General features: G+C 62.9%; 15 protein-coding genes. 5 read left to right on the top strand and 10 right to left on the bottom strand.

Annotation, left to right across the window (positions count from 1 at the left end; translation table 11 throughout):
* Window positions 1–57 precede the first annotated feature (57 nt).
* The 3 genes from QP803_RS05980 to QP803_RS05970 form a co-directional block, all read right to left on the bottom strand.
* Window positions 58–756, bottom strand: a complete 699-nt coding sequence (locus tag QP803_RS05980; RefSeq protein ID WP_284946873.1) for a pirin family protein — start codon at window positions 754–756, stop codon at window positions 58–60.
* Between the two features lie 126 nt (window positions 757–882).
* On the bottom strand, window positions 883–1,311 hold the full coding sequence (locus QP803_RS05975; RefSeq protein ID WP_284946872.1) for a hypothetical protein: 429 nt from the start codon (window positions 1,309–1,311) through the stop codon (window positions 883–885).
* Window positions 1,312–1,496: 185 nt separating this feature from the next.
* A complete protein-coding gene (locus QP803_RS05970; RefSeq protein ID WP_284947833.1) occupies window positions 1,497–2,567 on the bottom strand; it encodes an anhydro-N-acetylmuramic acid kinase in 1,071 nt (356 codons plus the stop codon).
* A 60-nt stretch (window positions 2,568–2,627) separates the two neighbouring features.
* Between QP803_RS05970 and tyrS the strand changes: the two genes are divergently transcribed.
* The 4 genes from tyrS to QP803_RS05950 are packed head-to-tail and all read left to right on the top strand — an operon-like array spanning window position 2,628 to window position 8,060.
* Entirely contained in the window at window positions 2,628–3,875 is a 1,248-nt protein-coding gene (tyrS, locus tag QP803_RS05965; RefSeq protein WP_284946871.1) for a tyrosine--tRNA ligase, read from the top strand.
* Window positions 3,872–4,192 (top strand): hypothetical protein, encoded by a 321-nt coding sequence (locus QP803_RS05960; protein WP_284946870.1) that lies wholly within the window; start codon window positions 3,872–3,874, stop codon window positions 4,190–4,192. The genes tyrS and QP803_RS05960 overlap by 4 nt, the downstream gene beginning before the upstream one ends.
* 55 nt (window positions 4,193–4,247) lie before the next feature.
* Window positions 4,248–7,469 (top strand): error-prone DNA polymerase, encoded by a 3,222-nt coding sequence (locus QP803_RS05955; RefSeq protein WP_284946869.1) that lies wholly within the window; start codon window positions 4,248–4,250, stop codon window positions 7,467–7,469.
* 12 nt (window positions 7,470–7,481) lie between these two features.
* Window positions 7,482–8,060: a tyrosine phosphatase family protein gene (locus tag QP803_RS05950; RefSeq protein WP_284946868.1), complete on the top strand. Its 579-nt coding sequence runs from the start codon at window positions 7,482–7,484 to the stop codon at window positions 8,058–8,060.
* On the opposite strand, the gene QP803_RS05945 is transcribed toward QP803_RS05950, so the two are convergent.
* The 6 genes from QP803_RS05945 to QP803_RS05920 form a co-directional block, all read right to left on the bottom strand.
* Window positions 8,057–8,509, bottom strand: a complete 453-nt coding sequence (locus tag QP803_RS05945; protein WP_284946867.1) for a CBS domain-containing protein — start codon at window positions 8,507–8,509, stop codon at window positions 8,057–8,059. The genes QP803_RS05950 and QP803_RS05945 overlap by 4 nt on opposite strands.
* Window positions 8,510–8,601: 92 nt before the next feature.
* The gene (locus QP803_RS05940; protein ID WP_284946866.1) at window positions 8,602–9,411 is read right to left on the bottom strand and encodes an SDR family oxidoreductase; all 810 of its coding nucleotides are present in this window, start codon (window positions 9,409–9,411) and stop codon (window positions 8,602–8,604) included.
* On the bottom strand, window positions 9,408–10,412 hold the full coding sequence (locus QP803_RS05935; RefSeq protein ID WP_284946865.1) for a Gfo/Idh/MocA family protein: 1,005 nt from the start codon (window positions 10,410–10,412) through the stop codon (window positions 9,408–9,410). Before QP803_RS05935 ends, QP803_RS05940 begins: the two co-directional genes overlap by 4 nt.
* A 36-nt stretch (window positions 10,413–10,448) precedes the next feature.
* On the bottom strand, window positions 10,449–11,261 hold the full coding sequence (locus QP803_RS05930) for an ATP-binding cassette domain-containing protein (RefSeq protein WP_284946864.1): 813 nt from the start codon (window positions 11,259–11,261) through the stop codon (window positions 10,449–10,451).
* A 6-nt stretch (window positions 11,262–11,267) separates the two neighbouring features.
* Complete coding sequence (locus tag QP803_RS05925) at window positions 11,268–12,317, bottom strand: ABC transporter permease (protein WP_284946863.1); 1,050 nt, start codon at window positions 12,315–12,317, stop codon at window positions 11,268–11,270.
* Between the two features lie 57 nt (window positions 12,318–12,374).
* On the bottom strand, window positions 12,375–13,334 hold the full coding sequence (locus QP803_RS05920; RefSeq protein WP_284946862.1) for a substrate-binding domain-containing protein: 960 nt from the start codon (window positions 13,332–13,334) through the stop codon (window positions 12,375–12,377).
* Window positions 13,335–13,625: 291 nt separating this feature from the next.
* Here QP803_RS05920 and QP803_RS05915 point away from each other — a divergent pair, with 291 nt between their 5' ends.
* Window positions 13,626–14,675, top strand: a complete 1,050-nt coding sequence (locus tag QP803_RS05915) for a LacI family DNA-binding transcriptional regulator (protein ID WP_284946861.1) — start codon at window positions 13,626–13,628, stop codon at window positions 14,673–14,675.
* Between the two features lie 163 nt (window positions 14,676–14,838).
* Here QP803_RS05915 and chrA read toward each other — a convergent pair whose 3' ends face one another.
* On the bottom strand, window positions 14,839–16,062 hold the full coding sequence (gene chrA / locus QP803_RS05910) for a chromate efflux transporter (RefSeq protein WP_284946860.1): 1,224 nt from the start codon (window positions 16,060–16,062) through the stop codon (window positions 14,839–14,841).
* Window positions 16,063–16,091 lie beyond the last annotated feature (29 nt).

Here is a 16,091-nt window from a genome sequence, read left to right as displayed (position 1 = left end):
TACGAGCCGTCGTGCCGCTGTAGGGCGGAAAGCGTAGCGCCTTCCGCCTTGCGACGTTCAAGCGGCGTCGACCATGATGATTTCCGAATCCTCAATGGCGGTGAAGCGCAGCAGCGTTTCATCCGCCACGGCGACCCCATCGCGCGCCGCCGCACGCTGACCATTGATATCGACGAAGCCGGTGGCAGGCACGAGATAGAGATGCCGGCCCGCCGCGAGCGGATAATCCGCCGTCTGGCCCGACTTGAGCGTGACGCCAATGACGCGCGCGTCACTGCGAATACGCAGGGCGTCCGAATCGGCCGCCTGCCCACTCGCCAGCACCACGAAACGGCCGGAGCGGTCTTCCTTGGGGAAAGACTTCGTGCCCCATTCCGGCGCGCCGCCCCGCGTATCGGGCATGATCCAGATTTGGAAGATCGTTGTCTGATCGGGTTCGAGATTGTATTCGGCGTGCCGGATGCCGGTGCCCGCGCTCATCACCTGCACATCCCCCGCTTTCGTGCGGCCCTTATTGCCAAGGTTGTCGCCATGGGTGATGGCGCCGTGACGGACATAGGTGATGATTTCCATATTCGCGTGCGGGTGGGCGGGAAAGCCCGCCCCCGCCGCGATCTCATCATCGTTCCACACCCGCAAGGCGCCCCAGTTGAGGCGCTCGTCATCGCGGTAGTCCGCGAAGGAAAAGTGATGCCGCGTGTTCAGCCACCCGTGGTTGCCGCCACCCAGCGATTTATAGGGCCGCAGATCGATCATTGACGTTTCTCCCGTCGCACGAGCATCGCACTGCGCGGGCGGCATCGCCAAGACTATTCCACACACAGAAAAGGCCGGTCTTGCGACCGGCCTTTCGTGAGACACGCCCTTGGAGAGGAACCCAGATTACGCGAGGTAAGCCGGGCGCTGTTGCGGGGCGACCTGCTCGTTACGGGCGAGGTAGGCCGGGCGCTGTTGCGGGGCCACCTGCTCGTTACGGGCGAGGTAGGCCGGGCGCTGCTGCGGGGCCACCTGCTCGTTACGGGCGAGGTAGGCCGGGCGCTGCTGCGGGGCAACCTGCTCGTTACGGGCCAAGTACGCCGGGCGCTGGCTCGGCAGAACGGTGTCGTTCCGGGCGAGGTAGTCATAGTTGTGGTTCGCCGGACCATGCTCGTTACGGGCCAGGTAAGCCGGACGCTGTTGCGGGGCAACCTGCTCGTTACGAGCAAGCGCGCCAGAGGTTGCGTGGTTCAGGATGGGGGTGCTTGCCATGGCCGCGCCGGTCATGCCCAAGGTCACCGCGGCAACCGCCGCCATCAAAAAATTTTTCATCATACGATCTCCGGTCGGAAGCTGGGCGTCTCATGGCGCCAGCGGAGAAGCGAGGTTTCAAAGGCCGCCGCGTTCTGTTGACGGCGATATACGGCGTGCTGCGCTGCAGCAGAACGCCCGCCTTCGACATGGTATTCATACGCCGCGCGACTGAATTACGTTTTTCATCAAACACTTATGCGCCTGCGTCATGCCAGGGCCGACGCAGGCCAGATCGCCCCGCCGCGTGTCGGGGCGGGCACGCCGGTCGTGCTGGGCAGGCTGAGAGGCAGCTTGTGCAAGACCCTCGCGGCCAGAAAGGCGAAACACTGCGCCTCCAGCGCGTCGCCCGACCAGCCTTCCTGCTCCACCGGCTCGACCGGAGCGCCCAGTGTCATGCGCAAGGCCGCCATGATGGCCGCGTTATGCCGCCCGCCACCTGTGACCAGCCAGCGTCGCGGCGGCTCGGGCAGAGGACACGCGGCGACGGCACGGGCCGTGAAGGCCGCGAGTGTTGCGGCGCCATCGGCGACGTCCACCCCCACCAAACTGTCGAGCAGCGCGTGGAAATCGAGCCGATCGAGCGATTTCGGCAGAGGCCGCGCAAAATAAGGATGGCGCAGCCAGGTCGCGATCAACGCCTCATTAACGGTGCCCGAGGCGGCGAGCACGCCGCCGGCATCGAAGGCCTGGCCGGTATGGCGCATGACCCAGTCATCGAGCAGCGCATTGCCCGGCCCGGTATCGCAGGCGGCAATGGCGCCGTCTCGCCCGAGGAAGGTGAGGTTGGCGACACCACCGATATTGAGCACAGCGAGCGGCTTCGGTAGGTGCTGCGCCAGGGCAGCGTGGAACAGCGGCACCAGCGGCGCGCCCTGCCCGCCGGCCGCGACATCGGCCTCCCGAAAGGCATAGGCGACCGGCAGGCCAGTCGCGTCCGACAGCGCCTTGGCATCCCCGATCTGCCAAGTACGGCCGTGGGCGGGATCATGCAGAATGGTCTGCCCGTGAAAGCCGATGAGGTCGGCGGGCGCGCTGATCTGCCGTACCGCCTCGACATGCGCCTCCGTCAGCCGGAGCGTCACCTCCAACAAGTCCGGATCATGGGCGGAGAGCAGAGGCGCCCGATCCAGAATTCGCCGCAGATCGGCCCGCAGGGTGGGGTCGTAGGGCAGCGTCAGGCTCGGCCCGAAGCGACCCAGCACCTCGCCATCCGTCTCCAACCAAGCGGCATCGACCCCATCCAGGGAGGTGCCGCTCATCAGCCCGATCACACGCAGCATTTCCCGAGTCTCCTACCCGTGCCATCCTATACCCTTAGATGGACCTGGATGGCTGAGATGGCGAAAAGTGGTTTCCTGACGGAGGCGAAGGCGCGCGGCTTCGTGTTCCAATGCACCGACGAAGCGGCGATGGATGAGGCTCTCGCGGCTGGGGCGGTGCGTGGCTATATCGGCTTCGATCCCACAGGCAACAGCCTGCATGTCGGCCATATGGTGCAGATCATGCTGCTGCGGCTGTTGCAGAAGCATGGCCACCAGCCGATCGCCTTGCTCGGCGGTGGCACCGCCAAGATCGGCGACCCGTCCTTCCGGGAAGAAGCGCGGCAGTTGATGACGGATGCACAGATCGCCGAGAACATCGCCGGCATCCGCCGCAACATTGAGCCCTTTTTGACCTTCGGGGATGGCCCTTCGGATGCGATCATGGCCAACAATGCCGATTGGCTGGACAAACTCGGCTATATCGAACTTCTGCGCGAAGTCGGGCCGCATTTCAGCATCAGCCGCATGCTGGCCTTCGACAGCGTCAAATCCCGCCTCGACCGCGAACAGGGGCTGACCTTCCTGGAGTTCAACTACTCGATTTTGCAAAGCTATGACTTCAGGGAATTGAATCGTCGCCATGGCGTCAATCTCCAGATGGGCGGATCGGACCAGTGGGGCAATATCGTCTCGGGCGTCGATCTGGTGCGGCGGACGGATGCCAAGCAGGTTTTCGGCCTGACCGCGCCGCTGATCACCACCGCCTCCGGCGCCAAGATGGGCAAGACCGCCAAAGGCGCCGTGTGGCTGACGGCCGAGCGCCTGTCGCCCTTCGACTATTGGCAGTTCTGGCGCAATACCGAGGATGCCGATGTCGGCCGCTTCCTACGCCTGTTCACCGATCTGCCGCTGGATGAGGCCGCGCGCCTCGAAGTTCTGCAAGGTGCCGAGATTAACGAGGCGAAGAAGATTCTCGCGACCGCCGCGACCACCCTCGCCCATGGCCCAGCCGCCGCGCAGGCCGCCGCCGAGACGGCGCGGCTTGCCTTCGAGGAAGGTGCAGCCGCCGCCAGCCTGCCGAGCGTGACCTTGCCCTTCGCCGATCTGGAATCGGGCATTCCCGCCTTCGCCATCCTGGTGGCTGCTGGCCTCGCCGCCACCAATGGGGAGGCGCGCCGATTGATCCGTGGCGGTGGTGCCCGGGTGAACGATGTGCCCGTCACCGAGGAGGCGCAGATCGTGTCCCTTGGTGACATGCGGGACGGCGCCTTGAAACTATCGGCTGGGCGCAAGCAGCACCGGCTTGTGCGCGCGGGGGGATGAGTATGACGCAAGAAGAGATTACTGACTGGGCCTTGAAGAACGGCTGGACGATGATTGCCGGCAATCTCAGCCTGACGAAACCGCGCCTGCACAAGGAAGCGATCGTGCGCCTGGTGCTGAAAGCGACGGTCGCCAATCTCGAAGTGAAGAAGCTGGCCGGCAATAAGTGGGAAAAGATTTCGGGCGCGCCCTATAACGCCATCGAACCCGATAGCGAAGATGGCCCGCCACGCGGCCTCGGCTTCGAGAGCATTCCGAGCTTCTCCATCCTCATGCAGCAGAACAAGGATGCGCAGACGTTTTCCAGCATGCGGTAAAGGTCCGGGTGCGTAGGGTGGAAAAGCGCAGCGCATTCCACCAAACTCTCCTCTCATGACCTACGCGGAACTTCAGGTCACCACCAATTATTCCTTCCTGCGTGGCGCGAGTCATGTGGAGGAGTTGGTGGCCGCTGCGAAAGTTCTGGGTCACACGGCCATTGCGGTCACCGACCGCAACTCCGTCGCCGGCATGGTACGCGCCTATCAACGCGCAACGGAGGCAGAGCTTCGGCTGGTTCCCGGTTGCCGGCTCGACCTGACAGACGCGCCGTCCCTGCTCATCTATCCCACGGATCGCGCCGCATGGTCCCGCCTGTGTCGGTTGCTGACCATCGGCAAGCGACGCGGCCATGACCACAAGCTGCGCGCCGGCTCCTGTGTATTGCATTGGGCGGATGTCGCGGACCATGCCGAGGGGCTGATTGCCGCCCTGGTGCCCGATGAAGCGGATGCGGATTTGCCTGCGCAACTGGCGGCCTTGCGGAGCGTGTTCGGCAAGCGCGCCTATCTCGCTTTGTCCCAACGCCGGCGACCCGGCGATGCGCTGCGGCTGCATGCGCTCGTAGAGGCCGCGCGGGCGGCGCGCGTGGCCCCGGTCGCGACCGGGGATGTGCTATATCATGTGCCAGAGCGGCGTATCCTGCAGGATGTCGTCACCTGCATTCGTGAGCATACGACCATCGATGCCGCCGGCTTCGCGCGTGAGCGTTTCGCGGATCGGCATTTGCGCGCGCCTGAGGAAATGGCGCGGCTTTTTGCGATCTATCCTGAGGCAGTCGCAAACACGCAGGCCATTGTGGCCGCTTGCAACTTCGATCTCCGAGACATCCAATACCAATATCCGAACGAGACCGATCGGCCCGGCGAAACGGCGCAGCAAACACTGGAGCGCCTGGTTTGGACCGAAGGCATCCCCTTTCGCTATAAGGTCGAGATACCCGAAGGCGTCGAGACGCAGCTTCGTCACGAACTGACCCTGATCGGTGGCTTGGGATACGCGCCGTATTTCCTCACCGTGCATTCCATCGTGCGCTATGCGCGGTCACAGGGTATCCTGTGCCAGGGTCGCGGCTCGGCCGCCAATTCCGCTGTGTGTTTCGTGCTCGGCATCACCGAAATCGACCCCGTGCAATCCGGATTGCTGTTCGAGCGTTTCGTGTCAGCCGAGCGACATGAACCACCGGATATCGATGTCGATTTCGAGCATGAGCAGCGCGAGACAGTCATTCAATGGGTCTACCATCACTATGGCCATGACCGCGCCGCCCTCTGCGCGACGGTGATGCGGTTTCGCAGCCGAGGTGCGGTCCGCGATGTCGGCAAGGTCATGGGCCTGACGGAGGATGTGACGAGCGCCCTCGCCGGCCAGGTCTGGGGCTGGTCGAATGATGGCGTGGACGAAGACCAGGCGCGCGCGCTGAACCTCAATCTCGATGACCGGCGGCTGCGGCTGACATTGCAACTCGCGCGCGACCTCGTGGGTTTTCCGCGCCAGTTGGGCACACATCCTGGCGGCTTCGTGCTGACGCAAGATAGGCTCGACGATCTGGTGCCGATCGCCCCGGCCGCCATGGTCGATCGACAGGTCATTGAATGGGACAAGGACGATATCGAAACGCTGCGATTCATGAAGGTCGATGTTCTGGGACTGGGCATGCTCGGCTGCCTGCGCCGTGCCTTCGATTTGATGGAGCCCGAGGACGGGGAAGACATGACGATGGCACGGATCCCGCAAGGTGATCCCGCCACTTTCGCCATGATCCAGAAGGCCGATACGATCGGCACCTTCCAGATCGAAAGCCGCGCGCAGATGTCGATGCTGCCGCGATTAAAACCCGCGACACTGTACGATCTGGTCATTCAAGTCGCGATCGTTCGGCCCGGGCCGATCCAGGGTGACATGGTGCATCCTTATCTGCGTCGCCGCAACAAAACTGAACCCGTCGATTACCCGTCACCGGCGCTGAAACGCGTGCTCGAAAAAACCCTGGGCGTTCCGCTGTTTCAGGAACAGGCCATGCAGGTTGCGATCCATTGCGCGGGCTTTACGCCGAGTGAGGCCGATCAGCTTCGCCGGTCCATGGCGACCTTCAAGGTCACCGGCGGCGTCGGCGAGTTTCACGAGAAGTTTCTCAAAGGCATGGAGCGGAACAACTATTCCAAGGAGTTTGCAGAAAATACCTTCAAACAGATCGAAGGGTTTGGCTCCTACGGTTTTCCCGAAAGCCATGCAGCGAGTTTCGCACTCATCGCCTATGCCAGTGCCTGGGTGAAATGCCACCACCCGGCGATCTTTTGCTGCGCACTGCTCAATAGCCAGCCGATGGGCTTCTATGCCCCAGCGCAGCTGGTGACGGATGCAAAGACCCACGGCGTGGAGATCCGTGCCGTCTCGGTGAATGCCTCCCGATGGGATTGCACCCTTGAGCAGACATCGCATGGACAGCGCGCGCTCCGTCTCGGCATGCGCATGGCCAAGGGCCTCGGGAACCAGCACGCGGCCGACATCATCGCCAAGCGTGCCGATACGCCCTTCGCCTCCGTCGAGGAGATGGCGCGCCGCACCGGCTTGCCCGTGGCGGCGTTGGAGCGGCTGGCGGAGGCGGATGCCTTCTCAACCCTGGGGCTCGATCGGCGTGCTGCCCTCTGGGCCATTCGGGGCCTGGCGGATACCGCCCTGCCGCTGTGGGCAGCGGCCGATGCGGGGCAAATGCCGCAGGCCGAAGCCGTGGAGCCGGTCGTGGCCCTGACGCCGATGACCGATGCGCGGGAGGTGGTGGAGGATTACCGCAGCACCAGCCTGTCCTTGCGTGCCCATCCCGTTTCCTTCCTGCGGGCAGACCTATCAGCGCGCGGCATGATTGCCTGTGCGGATCTACTGCGAACGAAGGATGGCAGGCGCGTCACCCTCGCCGGCATCGTGCTGATTCGGCAAAGACCGGGTTCGGCCAAGGGCGTGGTCTTCATCACCCTGGAAGACGAAAGCGGCATCGCCAATCTCGTTGTCTGGCCGCCGATCTTCGAGGCGCATCGGGCCTTGATCCTCTCGGCGCGCATGCTGTCAGTGCGTGGGCGCGTGCAGCGCGAGGGCGAGGTCATCCATGTCGTGGCCGAAACGCTGGAGGATCTGTCACCGCTCCTCGCCAGCCTCGGCCGACGAGATGAAGTTTTTCCGGTCATCACCGGCCGGGGCGACGAAGCCCGCCATGGCGGCGCGCCGGATCCGCGCGAACACGGCTCCGGTATTCGCGTGCCGACACGGGATTTCCGGTAGTAGGATAACACCATGACCCAAGCACCCCCCTTCGGCATCACGGTCTGCGGCATCGAGGAGTTGGATGGCCATGGCGCACTCGGCGCCAGCCATGTGCTGTCAATCCTCGACCCCGATCATCCCGTGCCCGAAGCTTTCGGCACCTTTGGTGAGCATGAGAAGCTAGAACTGCGCTTCGATGACATCGTGGATGAAACACCCGGCAAGCTGGCGCCGCAGGCCGCGCATGTCGAACAGCTCCTCGCCTTCGGACGCAATCTGATGACCGAGCCGAAGTCGCGCGCGCATCTGCTGGTGCATTGCCACGCCGGCATTTCGCGCTCCACGGCATCGATGGCGCTGATCCTCGCCCAGGCGATGCCGGACCTTTCGGCGGAGGGTATCCTCGCGATGGTTCACGGCATTCGAGAAAAGGCCTGGCCAAATATCCGGTTGATGGAAGTCGGTGATGCGAGTCTCGGGCGGCAGGGCACGCTTGTTGCCGCAACCAGCGCGCTGCATCGGCTGCAGATGGAACGCCGCCCGCATATCGCGGCGTTCATGGAGGATTGCGGGCGGGCACGCGAAATCAGCGCCGCGCTCGCGCTTTAAGCGATAGCGCGCACGATGTCCGAGCGACTGACGATGCCGACGAGGCGGCCATCGCGCAAAACCGGCACGCGTTTAATGTGATGCGTCGTCAGGAGCTCCGCGAGCCCCGATAAACTCATGGCCTCGGTCGTAGTCACGACCCGATGCGTCATCAATTGACCGACCGTCCATTGCTCCTGCTTGATGAAGGCGAGAAATTCCGGTGCGAGATCGGAGCCTTCGGCCAAAAGATTGAGCCAGGACGCGCGCTTGAGCGCCTTGCTCTCCGTAAAGGGGCGTAGAAGGTCACCTTCACTGATGATCCCAACCAGCGCGCCGCTCGCATCACAGACTGGAAGCGCGCTGATCGCGTGGCCGACGAGCAGCTTCGCGACCTCGGACACGGTCGCTTCGGGCAAAACCGTATAAACGGCCCTGGTCATCATCTCGCTCACGTCGATCGGTCTCATCGCTTCCGAGCGCTCCCTGGGTGTGGATATGCTATCTCACGACCCAGGCTTAGGCGGTTGCCGCGTCAAGGACCTTGATATGGATCAAGCCCTTACATGGGCGCGACCGGCGCCGGTGACGAGTCATAGGCGCCCCATACGGCCTGGTCGTATTCGATCACTGAACCCGTCATGAGGCCGGACTCGGGACTGGCGAGGAAAGCAACCGCACGCGCGACTTCGGCGGGATCGATCAACCGCCCCTGGGGTTGGCCGCGTGCCGCTGCCTCCAACCAATCCGCCGGGGCGCCGTGGAACTCGCGCTGAATGCGATCTTCGCCGTCCGACGCCATCCAGCCGATGTTCAGCCCGTTGACGCGAATGCGGTTGCGCAGCAGCGCATAGGCGGTGTTGCGCGTGAGGGTGGCGAGGGCACCCTTGGAGGCGCAATAGGCGGCGATGAAAGGCTGGCCGGCCATGGCGGACATCGAGCCGATATTGACAATGGTGCCTTCGATCCCGTCGCGCCGCATCAGCAGGATGGCGTCCTGCATTAGAAAGAACGGCGCGCGCACATTGACGGCGAAGATTTGATCGAACAATTCCGGCGAGGTGTCGAGGATCGTACCGCGATCGGTACTACCCGCCGCATTCACCAGCGTATCGACGCGGCCGAAAACGCGATCGGCTTCCGCCATAATGGCCCGGCAGGACTCCACATCCCCGAGATCGACTTGCACGAAGACGGTGCGGGTGTGTGTTTCTGCCTCAATTGAGGCGGCAACGGCATGGCCGCGTTCAACATTGCGCCCGCAAATGACCAAACCCGCCGCATGACGCCGCGCGAATTCGCGCGCGATGGCAGCACCAAGCCCCTGCGTGCCGCCGGTCACGACCGCAACCTTGCCGGACATATCGTTCATTGATCATACAACGCAGGACGCGCCTCCAGGTGAATAGCTGTTCTCTGACGTGATTTCAGAGCGTCGAGAGCGGTATAGGCTGTGACCGAAGCTGCATAGCCGTCCCAGGCGCTGGACCCCGTGGGTCGCCCGGTTTGGATTGCCTCGATCCATGCGCAGGCTTGCAGGCGATAGGCGTCCGCGAAGCGCGTGCGCCAATCCTCCTCCACGACAAAACCGCTATGTCCAGCTTTGCGGAGTGTCACGTTCGGCACGGGTGCGAGAGACATGGACCCGTCCTCACAGACAAGCTCGCCCTGCACGTCATAGCCATATTGGGCATCGGGCGAGATTTCGACAGTGACGACGACGCCCGCCACCGTCTCCAGCACCACGAATTGCGGCTGACGTTGCGAGGACAGCCGGCTCGCACGCGCGCTGATCACCGTCACGGCGGCGAATTCCTCATCGAGCAGAAAACGCGCCACATCCATCTCATGTACCGCAGAATTGGCGATGACGAGATCCGAGGTGATGTAGTCCGGCGCAATCTTGTTGCGATGGACGCAATGCAGGAAGATCGGCTTGCCAAGACTGCCGCTGCGCAGCGTATCGCGCATCGTGACATAGCCGGGGTCGAAGCGCCGCATGAATCCGACCTGAACGAGACGCTTGCCATACGCCAATTCGGCGGCAACGATCTCCCGGCAAGCGTCATTGGACGCTGCGAGTGGCTTCTCGCACAAGACGGGCTTACCGGCACGGATGCAGGCCAGGACATAGCCCGCATGGCTGTCGTCGGCGGAGGCCACCACCACGGCATGAACATTGGGATCGGCGATCAAGGCTTCCGGCGTTGCATGCACATGCAAACCGGTGAAGCGCGCGGCGAGACTTTCCGCGCGCTGCGCAAAGGCATCTTGCACGGCGACCAACCGCGCGCCGGCCACCATGCGACGCAGGATGATGGCGTGATCGGTTCCCATGATGCCGCAACCGATCAGCCCGACATTCACGGTCATTCCGATTTATCCCTGAGGCGCATCGACAGTGGAGATTCAATGAGCCGCAGCGGCCGGCGGTTCCCCGCGATGCAGCTCATGCTGGAGCGCGTTCAAGCCTGCGCCGCCGGCCATGTGGAACATGAGGGCGTCGAGGCTGAGCTCCGAGCGCGGTGCATCCAGCTCCACCTCGCCACGCGCCAAGACCATGAAATGGTCGCCAACCATATAGGCATGATGCGGATTATGCGTAATGAAGATCACGCCGATGCCCTGCTCGCGCGCTGCTTGCGCGATGTAGCGCAAAACGATGCCGGATTGCGTCACGCCGAGCGCTGCCGTCGGCTCATCGAGGATGAGCACGCGGGCGCCGAAATGGATTGCGCGCGCAATCGCCACGACCTGGCGCTGGCCACCCGACAGCGTGCCGACGGGCTGCTCCAGATCGGTCACGTTAATGCCCATGCGCCGCAATTCCGCATCGGTCGTGTCACACATGGTCGCGACATCAAGCCGGCGAAATGGCCCCGCGCCCTTCATGAGTTCAGAACCGAGAAAGAAATTCCGCCAGATCGAGAGGAGCGGCACCATGGCGAGCGTCTGATAGACGGCGGAAATTCCGAGATCGAGCGCCTCTCGCGGCGACCGGAAGTGCATCGGCTTGCCATCGACCGAATAGGTGCCTTCATCATGAGCATGCAGTCCGGCGATGATGCTGATGAGCGTCGATTTTCCAGCGCCATTATCGCCTAGGATACAGGTGACTTCGCCTTGGCGTACGGCGAGGTTGACATCCTTGAGAGCGGTGAAGCTGCCGTAGCTTTTGCCGACGTTTTTGAGTTCGATGATGGGTGCGGCATGACTGGCCATTGTCGATTACCTCGAACTTGCGCGGGCACGCAGCCAGCCATTGAACACGGTCGCCAGTAGCAGCATGGCGCCGACGAAATACATGAACCAATCGGGGTCCCAATCGGCATAGATCACGCCTTCGGTCGTCATGCCGAAGATGAAGGCGCCCAGTGCGGAACCGGCCGCCGAGCCATAGCCGCCGGTGAGTAGGCAACCGCCGACCACGGCCGAGGCGATATACAGCAGTTCATTGCCGATACCAGCACCAGATTGCACGGTGTCATAGGCAAACAGCATATGCATGCCGGTGAACCAGACCGCGAAACCCACGAGCATGAACAGGCCGATCTTCACCTTCTTCACGGGAATGCCCACGGCGCGGGCACTGTCACCCTGCCCGCCCACGGCGAAGATCCAGTTGCCGACGCGCGTGCGCAGCAGCACCCAAGTTCCGATCAGCGCGAAGATCACCCAGTAGAGAATGGCAATGCTCAGATTGACTTTGCCGATGGTGATGCTGGAGGCGAAGACGGCATGCGCGGAATTGAAGCCCGCCATGGTGCTGATGTCGTCGGTCGCCACACTGCCTGTCACGAGTTTCGTGATGGCGATGTTGAGGCCTTGGAGCATCAGAAACGTCGAGAGCGTGACAAGGAAGCTGTGCAGCTTCGTCTTGACGAGAAGATAGCCGTTCAAAGCACCGATCGCGAGGGACACCACGAGGGCCACGGCGACACCGGCCCAGACATTGCCGAAAACTTGCGTCGCGAAGATGGCAGCGGCGAGCGACGAGGTGGTGACGGCCACCCCGGCGCTCAAATCGAATTCACCGCCGATCATCAGGAGGGCGACGGCGACCGCAGGAATCCCCAAAGTCGCCGACTGGTACAGAATGGTGGTAAAGGCAGCCAATTGCCGGAATGGCGGCGCAATGCAGTAGAAGAAGACGAAAACAAGGATCACACCACCCAAGGCCCCGACCTCAGGCCGCTTCAGCACCTTCTTCCATAAGGCCTGAGGCGCAACCTGACGGCGCGCGAGCGGCGGTGCGACACCCTGTGTGACTGTTGTCACGCTTCCTCCATCGCGGCTTGTACCGACTGACATTATCCGGCCCATACCACTCGCTGCTTAGCGCGTGCCCGTCTTCGCGAACCGCGCGACATCATCGACATTCGTGCTGTCGACGAAGGTCGGTCCGGTCAGCACGGGGCCGCCGCCGCCAACGACATCGCCATTGGTCTTGTAGAGCCACAGCAGATCAACGGCCTCATAGCCCTCCACATAAGGCTGCTGATCGACAGCCCATTGCAACTGGCCGGCCTTGATGAGCGAGGTGGCGCGCGGTGTCAGATCGAAAGTGCCGACCTTTGCCTTGCTGCCGGACATCGCGACAGCCTGCAGGGCCGTTGGTGCGAAAGGCGCGCCCAGCGTCACGACATAACCGATGGTCGAGTCTTGCTGCAATTTCGCGACGATGCGGGATTGCGCGCTCGCCATGTCATAACCCGGCACATAGAGCACGAAGAGATTGCCCTTGAAGCTCTTCTTGATGCCGTCGCAACGGGCCTCAAGCTGCACCGCGCCCTGTTGCTGATCGACGCAGATCGCGCTTTTGACACCTTCGGTGTTCAGCTTCTCACCGACAGCCTCACCGGCCACCGTTTCGTCCTGGCCGACATAGGACATCAGGCCAGCCTGCTTCCAATTGTCACCGCCAGCGTTGAACCCGACGACGGGCACCTTCGCGTCGATCGCCTTCTTGACCATCGGCTCAAGCGAATCCGGAAACGCAAGTGTCAGGGCGATGCCATCGACATTTTGCTGCAAGACATTGACGATGAGCTGCGCCTCACCCGATGCGGTCGGGTTGGCAAGATAGATCAGCTTCACATTGTCCTTGATGGCGGCCGCATTGGCACCCTTGCGAATGATGTCCCAGAAGGTATCTCCGGGCTGGCCATGCGTGATCATCGCGAAGGTGTAATGTGCCGGGGCGGCGGCGGACGCGACACCCGGGGCCATGAACGCGGCGCCGAGTGCGGCGGCGCTCACCATAGCCAGCAGAGCTTTCTTCTGGATGGAAATCATTGTGGTGTCCTTCTCCCGGATTGCGCCGCGCTTGATGCCCGGTCACAGCAGCTTTGGATGGGTCTAACGATGGCACGTAAGCGGGCATGTCCGCTGGATCGATGGTTGCCCTTGACGCCCCATCAAACCATAGCCACCCCATTCTGTAAATCGCAATGATGCGGAATGCACCGCTGCACTGCATCATAAGATGCGTTATTGCGCCAAACGTTCGGATTATCACGTGTCGGGGCTGTTTCACGTCCGAAAACCACCTTTGACATGATGTGAAAGCCATCATAGACATTGGCCGTGGCAGATCACCCTCATACGGACGTTTCGGTCCCGCTCGCCAAGTCCTGGCGTGGACCCACGATCAGAACGATCGCGGAAGCGACGGGCCTCGGCACTGCGACAGTGGATCGTGTCATCAACAATCGTGCCGGCGTTCGGGAAGCGACGCGCATCAAGGTGATGGAAGCCTTGGCCGCTTTGGGAGAAACGCCCAATACCAGCCGCCTCCGTGCGCCGAAGATCACGTTTTTCAGTGATTCCGGCGCCAGCTTCAATCGATCGCTTGAAGAGGCGATGATGACCTATGCCTCGGCGCATCCCGAGGTTTCCTGCACCTTCCAAGGCATCGAGACCGACGCCGTCGATCCGCTGGAATTGGCACGCTCGATAGAGGCGGCGGGGGAAACGGCGGATGGATTGGTGATCGTGGCCCGTGAGGCGCTTGCCATCAATCGCGCGGTGCGAAGCGTCATCGCGCGCGGCGTACCCGTTGTTTGCGCAACAACGGATCTCCCGACCTCCGATCGGATGGCGTATGTCGGCAGTGATCAGACCAGTGCTGGCGCGACGGCGGCCTATTTAATGGGTCGCTTCCTGGGCGGCACGACGGGTAAGATTCTGCTCGTCATCAGCGCATCCTATCGTTCGCAGGAGGAGCGCGAGCTTGGCTTTCGCCGTGTCCTACGCGCTGAATTTCCGAACCTAGAAGTGCAGGAAAGGGTCAATTCGAACGATAGTCAGGAGTATTCCTATCGCAACGTGCGCGACTATGTTCGCAAAAACGGTGCGCCCGTCGGTATCTATAATGTCGCGGGCGGCAATCTCGGCGTCGCGCGGGCGCTTCGCGATACCGGGTTGCAGGGTAGCATCGTGTTCATCGGCCACGAACTGAATACCAATTCGCGCATGCTGCTGGAATCGAGCGAAATGGATGTGGTGGTCGGGCACGATCTCGATCAGGAAGTCGCCCTCAGCATCGACGCGATCACCAGTTATTTAAGGCAGGGCAGCGTTCCGATCATCAATCCGACGAAGATCCGGCTTTATACGAAATACAACTGCAACTAGGCTGCGTGGCCATCCCCCGGCAGCCGGTCAGTGATGAGCGGCGACGGGCGAAACGCCACCCGCCTTCAACAGGTGCTGCTGCCCTTCGACCTTTGGACGGCGGAGAACGTCTAACGGGGATCGCGTGTGACCGAGTTGCGAGATCAGCGCAGCGGCTTCGTGACTAAGCGATGATCGCCGCCGTCGCAGCACCCAGAATAACCACCGCCCAGGCCGGTATGCGCCAGATGACGAGAAGCAGAAAAGCCACGAAGGCGATCGCGACATCCGCCGGCCTGCGCACGGCGCTGGTCCAGACCGGCGTGTAGAGCGCCGCGAGCAGGACACCGACGACCGCGGCGTTCACACCGCGCAACACCGCCTGCACCCCCGCGCGGCGCCGCAGCCCATCCCAGAATGGCAAGACGCCAATGAGCAGCAGCAGGGACGGCACATAGATCGCGATCAGGCAGAGCACGCCACCCAAAACGCCGTTCGGTCGCGGTCCCATGGCGGCGCCGAGATAGGCCGCGAAGGTGAACAACGGACCGGGCACGGCCTGGGCCGCGCCGTACCCCGCGAGGAAGCGGCCATCGTCAATCCAGCCAGGCGGCACCACGGCTTGCTGAAGCAATGGGAGCACGACATGACCGCCCCCGAACACAAGGGCGCCGGCGCGGTAGAACCGCGCTACAAGATCGAGCACGTGGTTTTGCGTGGCCGCCAGCGGCAGCAGAAACAGCAACGCGACGAAGCTCACGAGAGACATCGCGGCAAGCATACGGCTCAGCCCGAAGGTCAAGCAGCCAGGAACCGCCACCACGGGCTGCCGCATCGCGATGGCCCCGATGACGGCGCCGAGGAGCAAGACGCCGATCTGAGTCCAGGCGCCCGGCATCAGCAGCATGATGGCCGCCGCCGCGACCATGAGGGTTGCGCGTGACCGATCGGGGCAGAGCGTCCGCGCCATGCCGTAGACCGCCTGAGCGACCACCGCGACCGCGACGATCATCAGGCCGTGCAGCCAGGCCGGGACACCTGCCCCTGCGGCACCCCCATGGCCGATCCCGTAGGCAAAGAAGATCAGTGCAATGGCCGAGGGCAAGGTGAAGCCGAGCCAGGCCGCGAGGCCCCCGGGCAGACCGGCACGGAGAATGCCGAGGCTGACCGCGACCTGGCTGCTCGCGGGACCAGGCAGGAACTGGCACAGAGCGACGATGTCAGCATAGGTCGGCTCGTCCAACCACTGTCTGCGCTCCACGAAGGCGGCGCGGAAATAACCGAGATGCGCAATCGGCCCGCCGAAGCTGGTGCAGCCGAGCCTCAGGAAGACCCTGAAGACCTCCCAAGCCGGCGAGGTTCTCGGCGCCCCGACCTCGGGCGGTTCACTCCGCAGTGTCGATGTCATCCCGCTCATCCCTGGCCGAGCTGTGATGA

This window comes from Acidisoma sp. PAMC 29798, from assembly GCF_030252425.1.
Lineage (GTDB): Bacteria > Pseudomonadota > Alphaproteobacteria > Acetobacterales > Acetobacteraceae > Acidisoma > Acidisoma cladoniae.
This window is presented reverse-complemented; position numbering and strand designations above follow the sequence as displayed.

Coding starts and splice junctions, on each gene's coding strand:
- QP803_RS05980 (WP_284946873.1), bottom strand. CDS start 756: ATGATCGATCTGCGGCCCTATAAATCGCTGGGTGGCGGCAACCACGGG.
- QP803_RS05975 (WP_284946872.1), bottom strand. CDS start 1,311: ATGATGAAAAATTTTTTGATGGCGGCGGTTGCCGCGGTGACCTTGGGC.
- tyrS (WP_284946871.1), top strand. CDS start 2,628: ATGGCGAAAAGTGGTTTCCTGACGGAGGCGAAGGCGCGCGGCTTCGTG.
- QP803_RS05960 (WP_284946870.1), top strand. CDS start 3,872: ATGAGTATGACGCAAGAAGAGATTACTGACTGGGCCTTGAAGAACGGC.
- QP803_RS05955 (WP_284946869.1), top strand. CDS start 4,248: ATGACCTACGCGGAACTTCAGGTCACCACCAATTATTCCTTCCTGCGT.
- QP803_RS05950 (WP_284946868.1), top strand. CDS start 7,482: ATGACCCAAGCACCCCCCTTCGGCATCACGGTCTGCGGCATCGAGGAG.
- QP803_RS05945 (WP_284946867.1), bottom strand. CDS start 8,509: ATGAGACCGATCGACGTGAGCGAGATGATGACCAGGGCCGTTTATACG.
- QP803_RS05940 (WP_284946866.1), bottom strand. CDS start 9,411: ATGAACGATATGTCCGGCAAGGTTGCGGTCGTGACCGGCGGCACGCAG.
- QP803_RS05935 (WP_284946865.1), bottom strand. CDS start 10,412: ATGACCGTGAATGTCGGGCTGATCGGTTGCGGCATCATGGGAACCGAT.
- QP803_RS05930 (WP_284946864.1), bottom strand. CDS start 11,261: ATGGCCAGTCATGCCGCACCCATCATCGAACTCAAAAACGTCGGCAAA.
- QP803_RS05920 (WP_284946862.1), bottom strand. CDS start 13,334: ATGATTTCCATCCAGAAGAAAGCTCTGCTGGCTATGGTGAGCGCCGCC.
- chrA (WP_284946860.1), bottom strand. CDS start 16,062: ATGACATCGACACTGCGGAGTGAACCGCCCGAGGTCGGGGCGCCGAGA.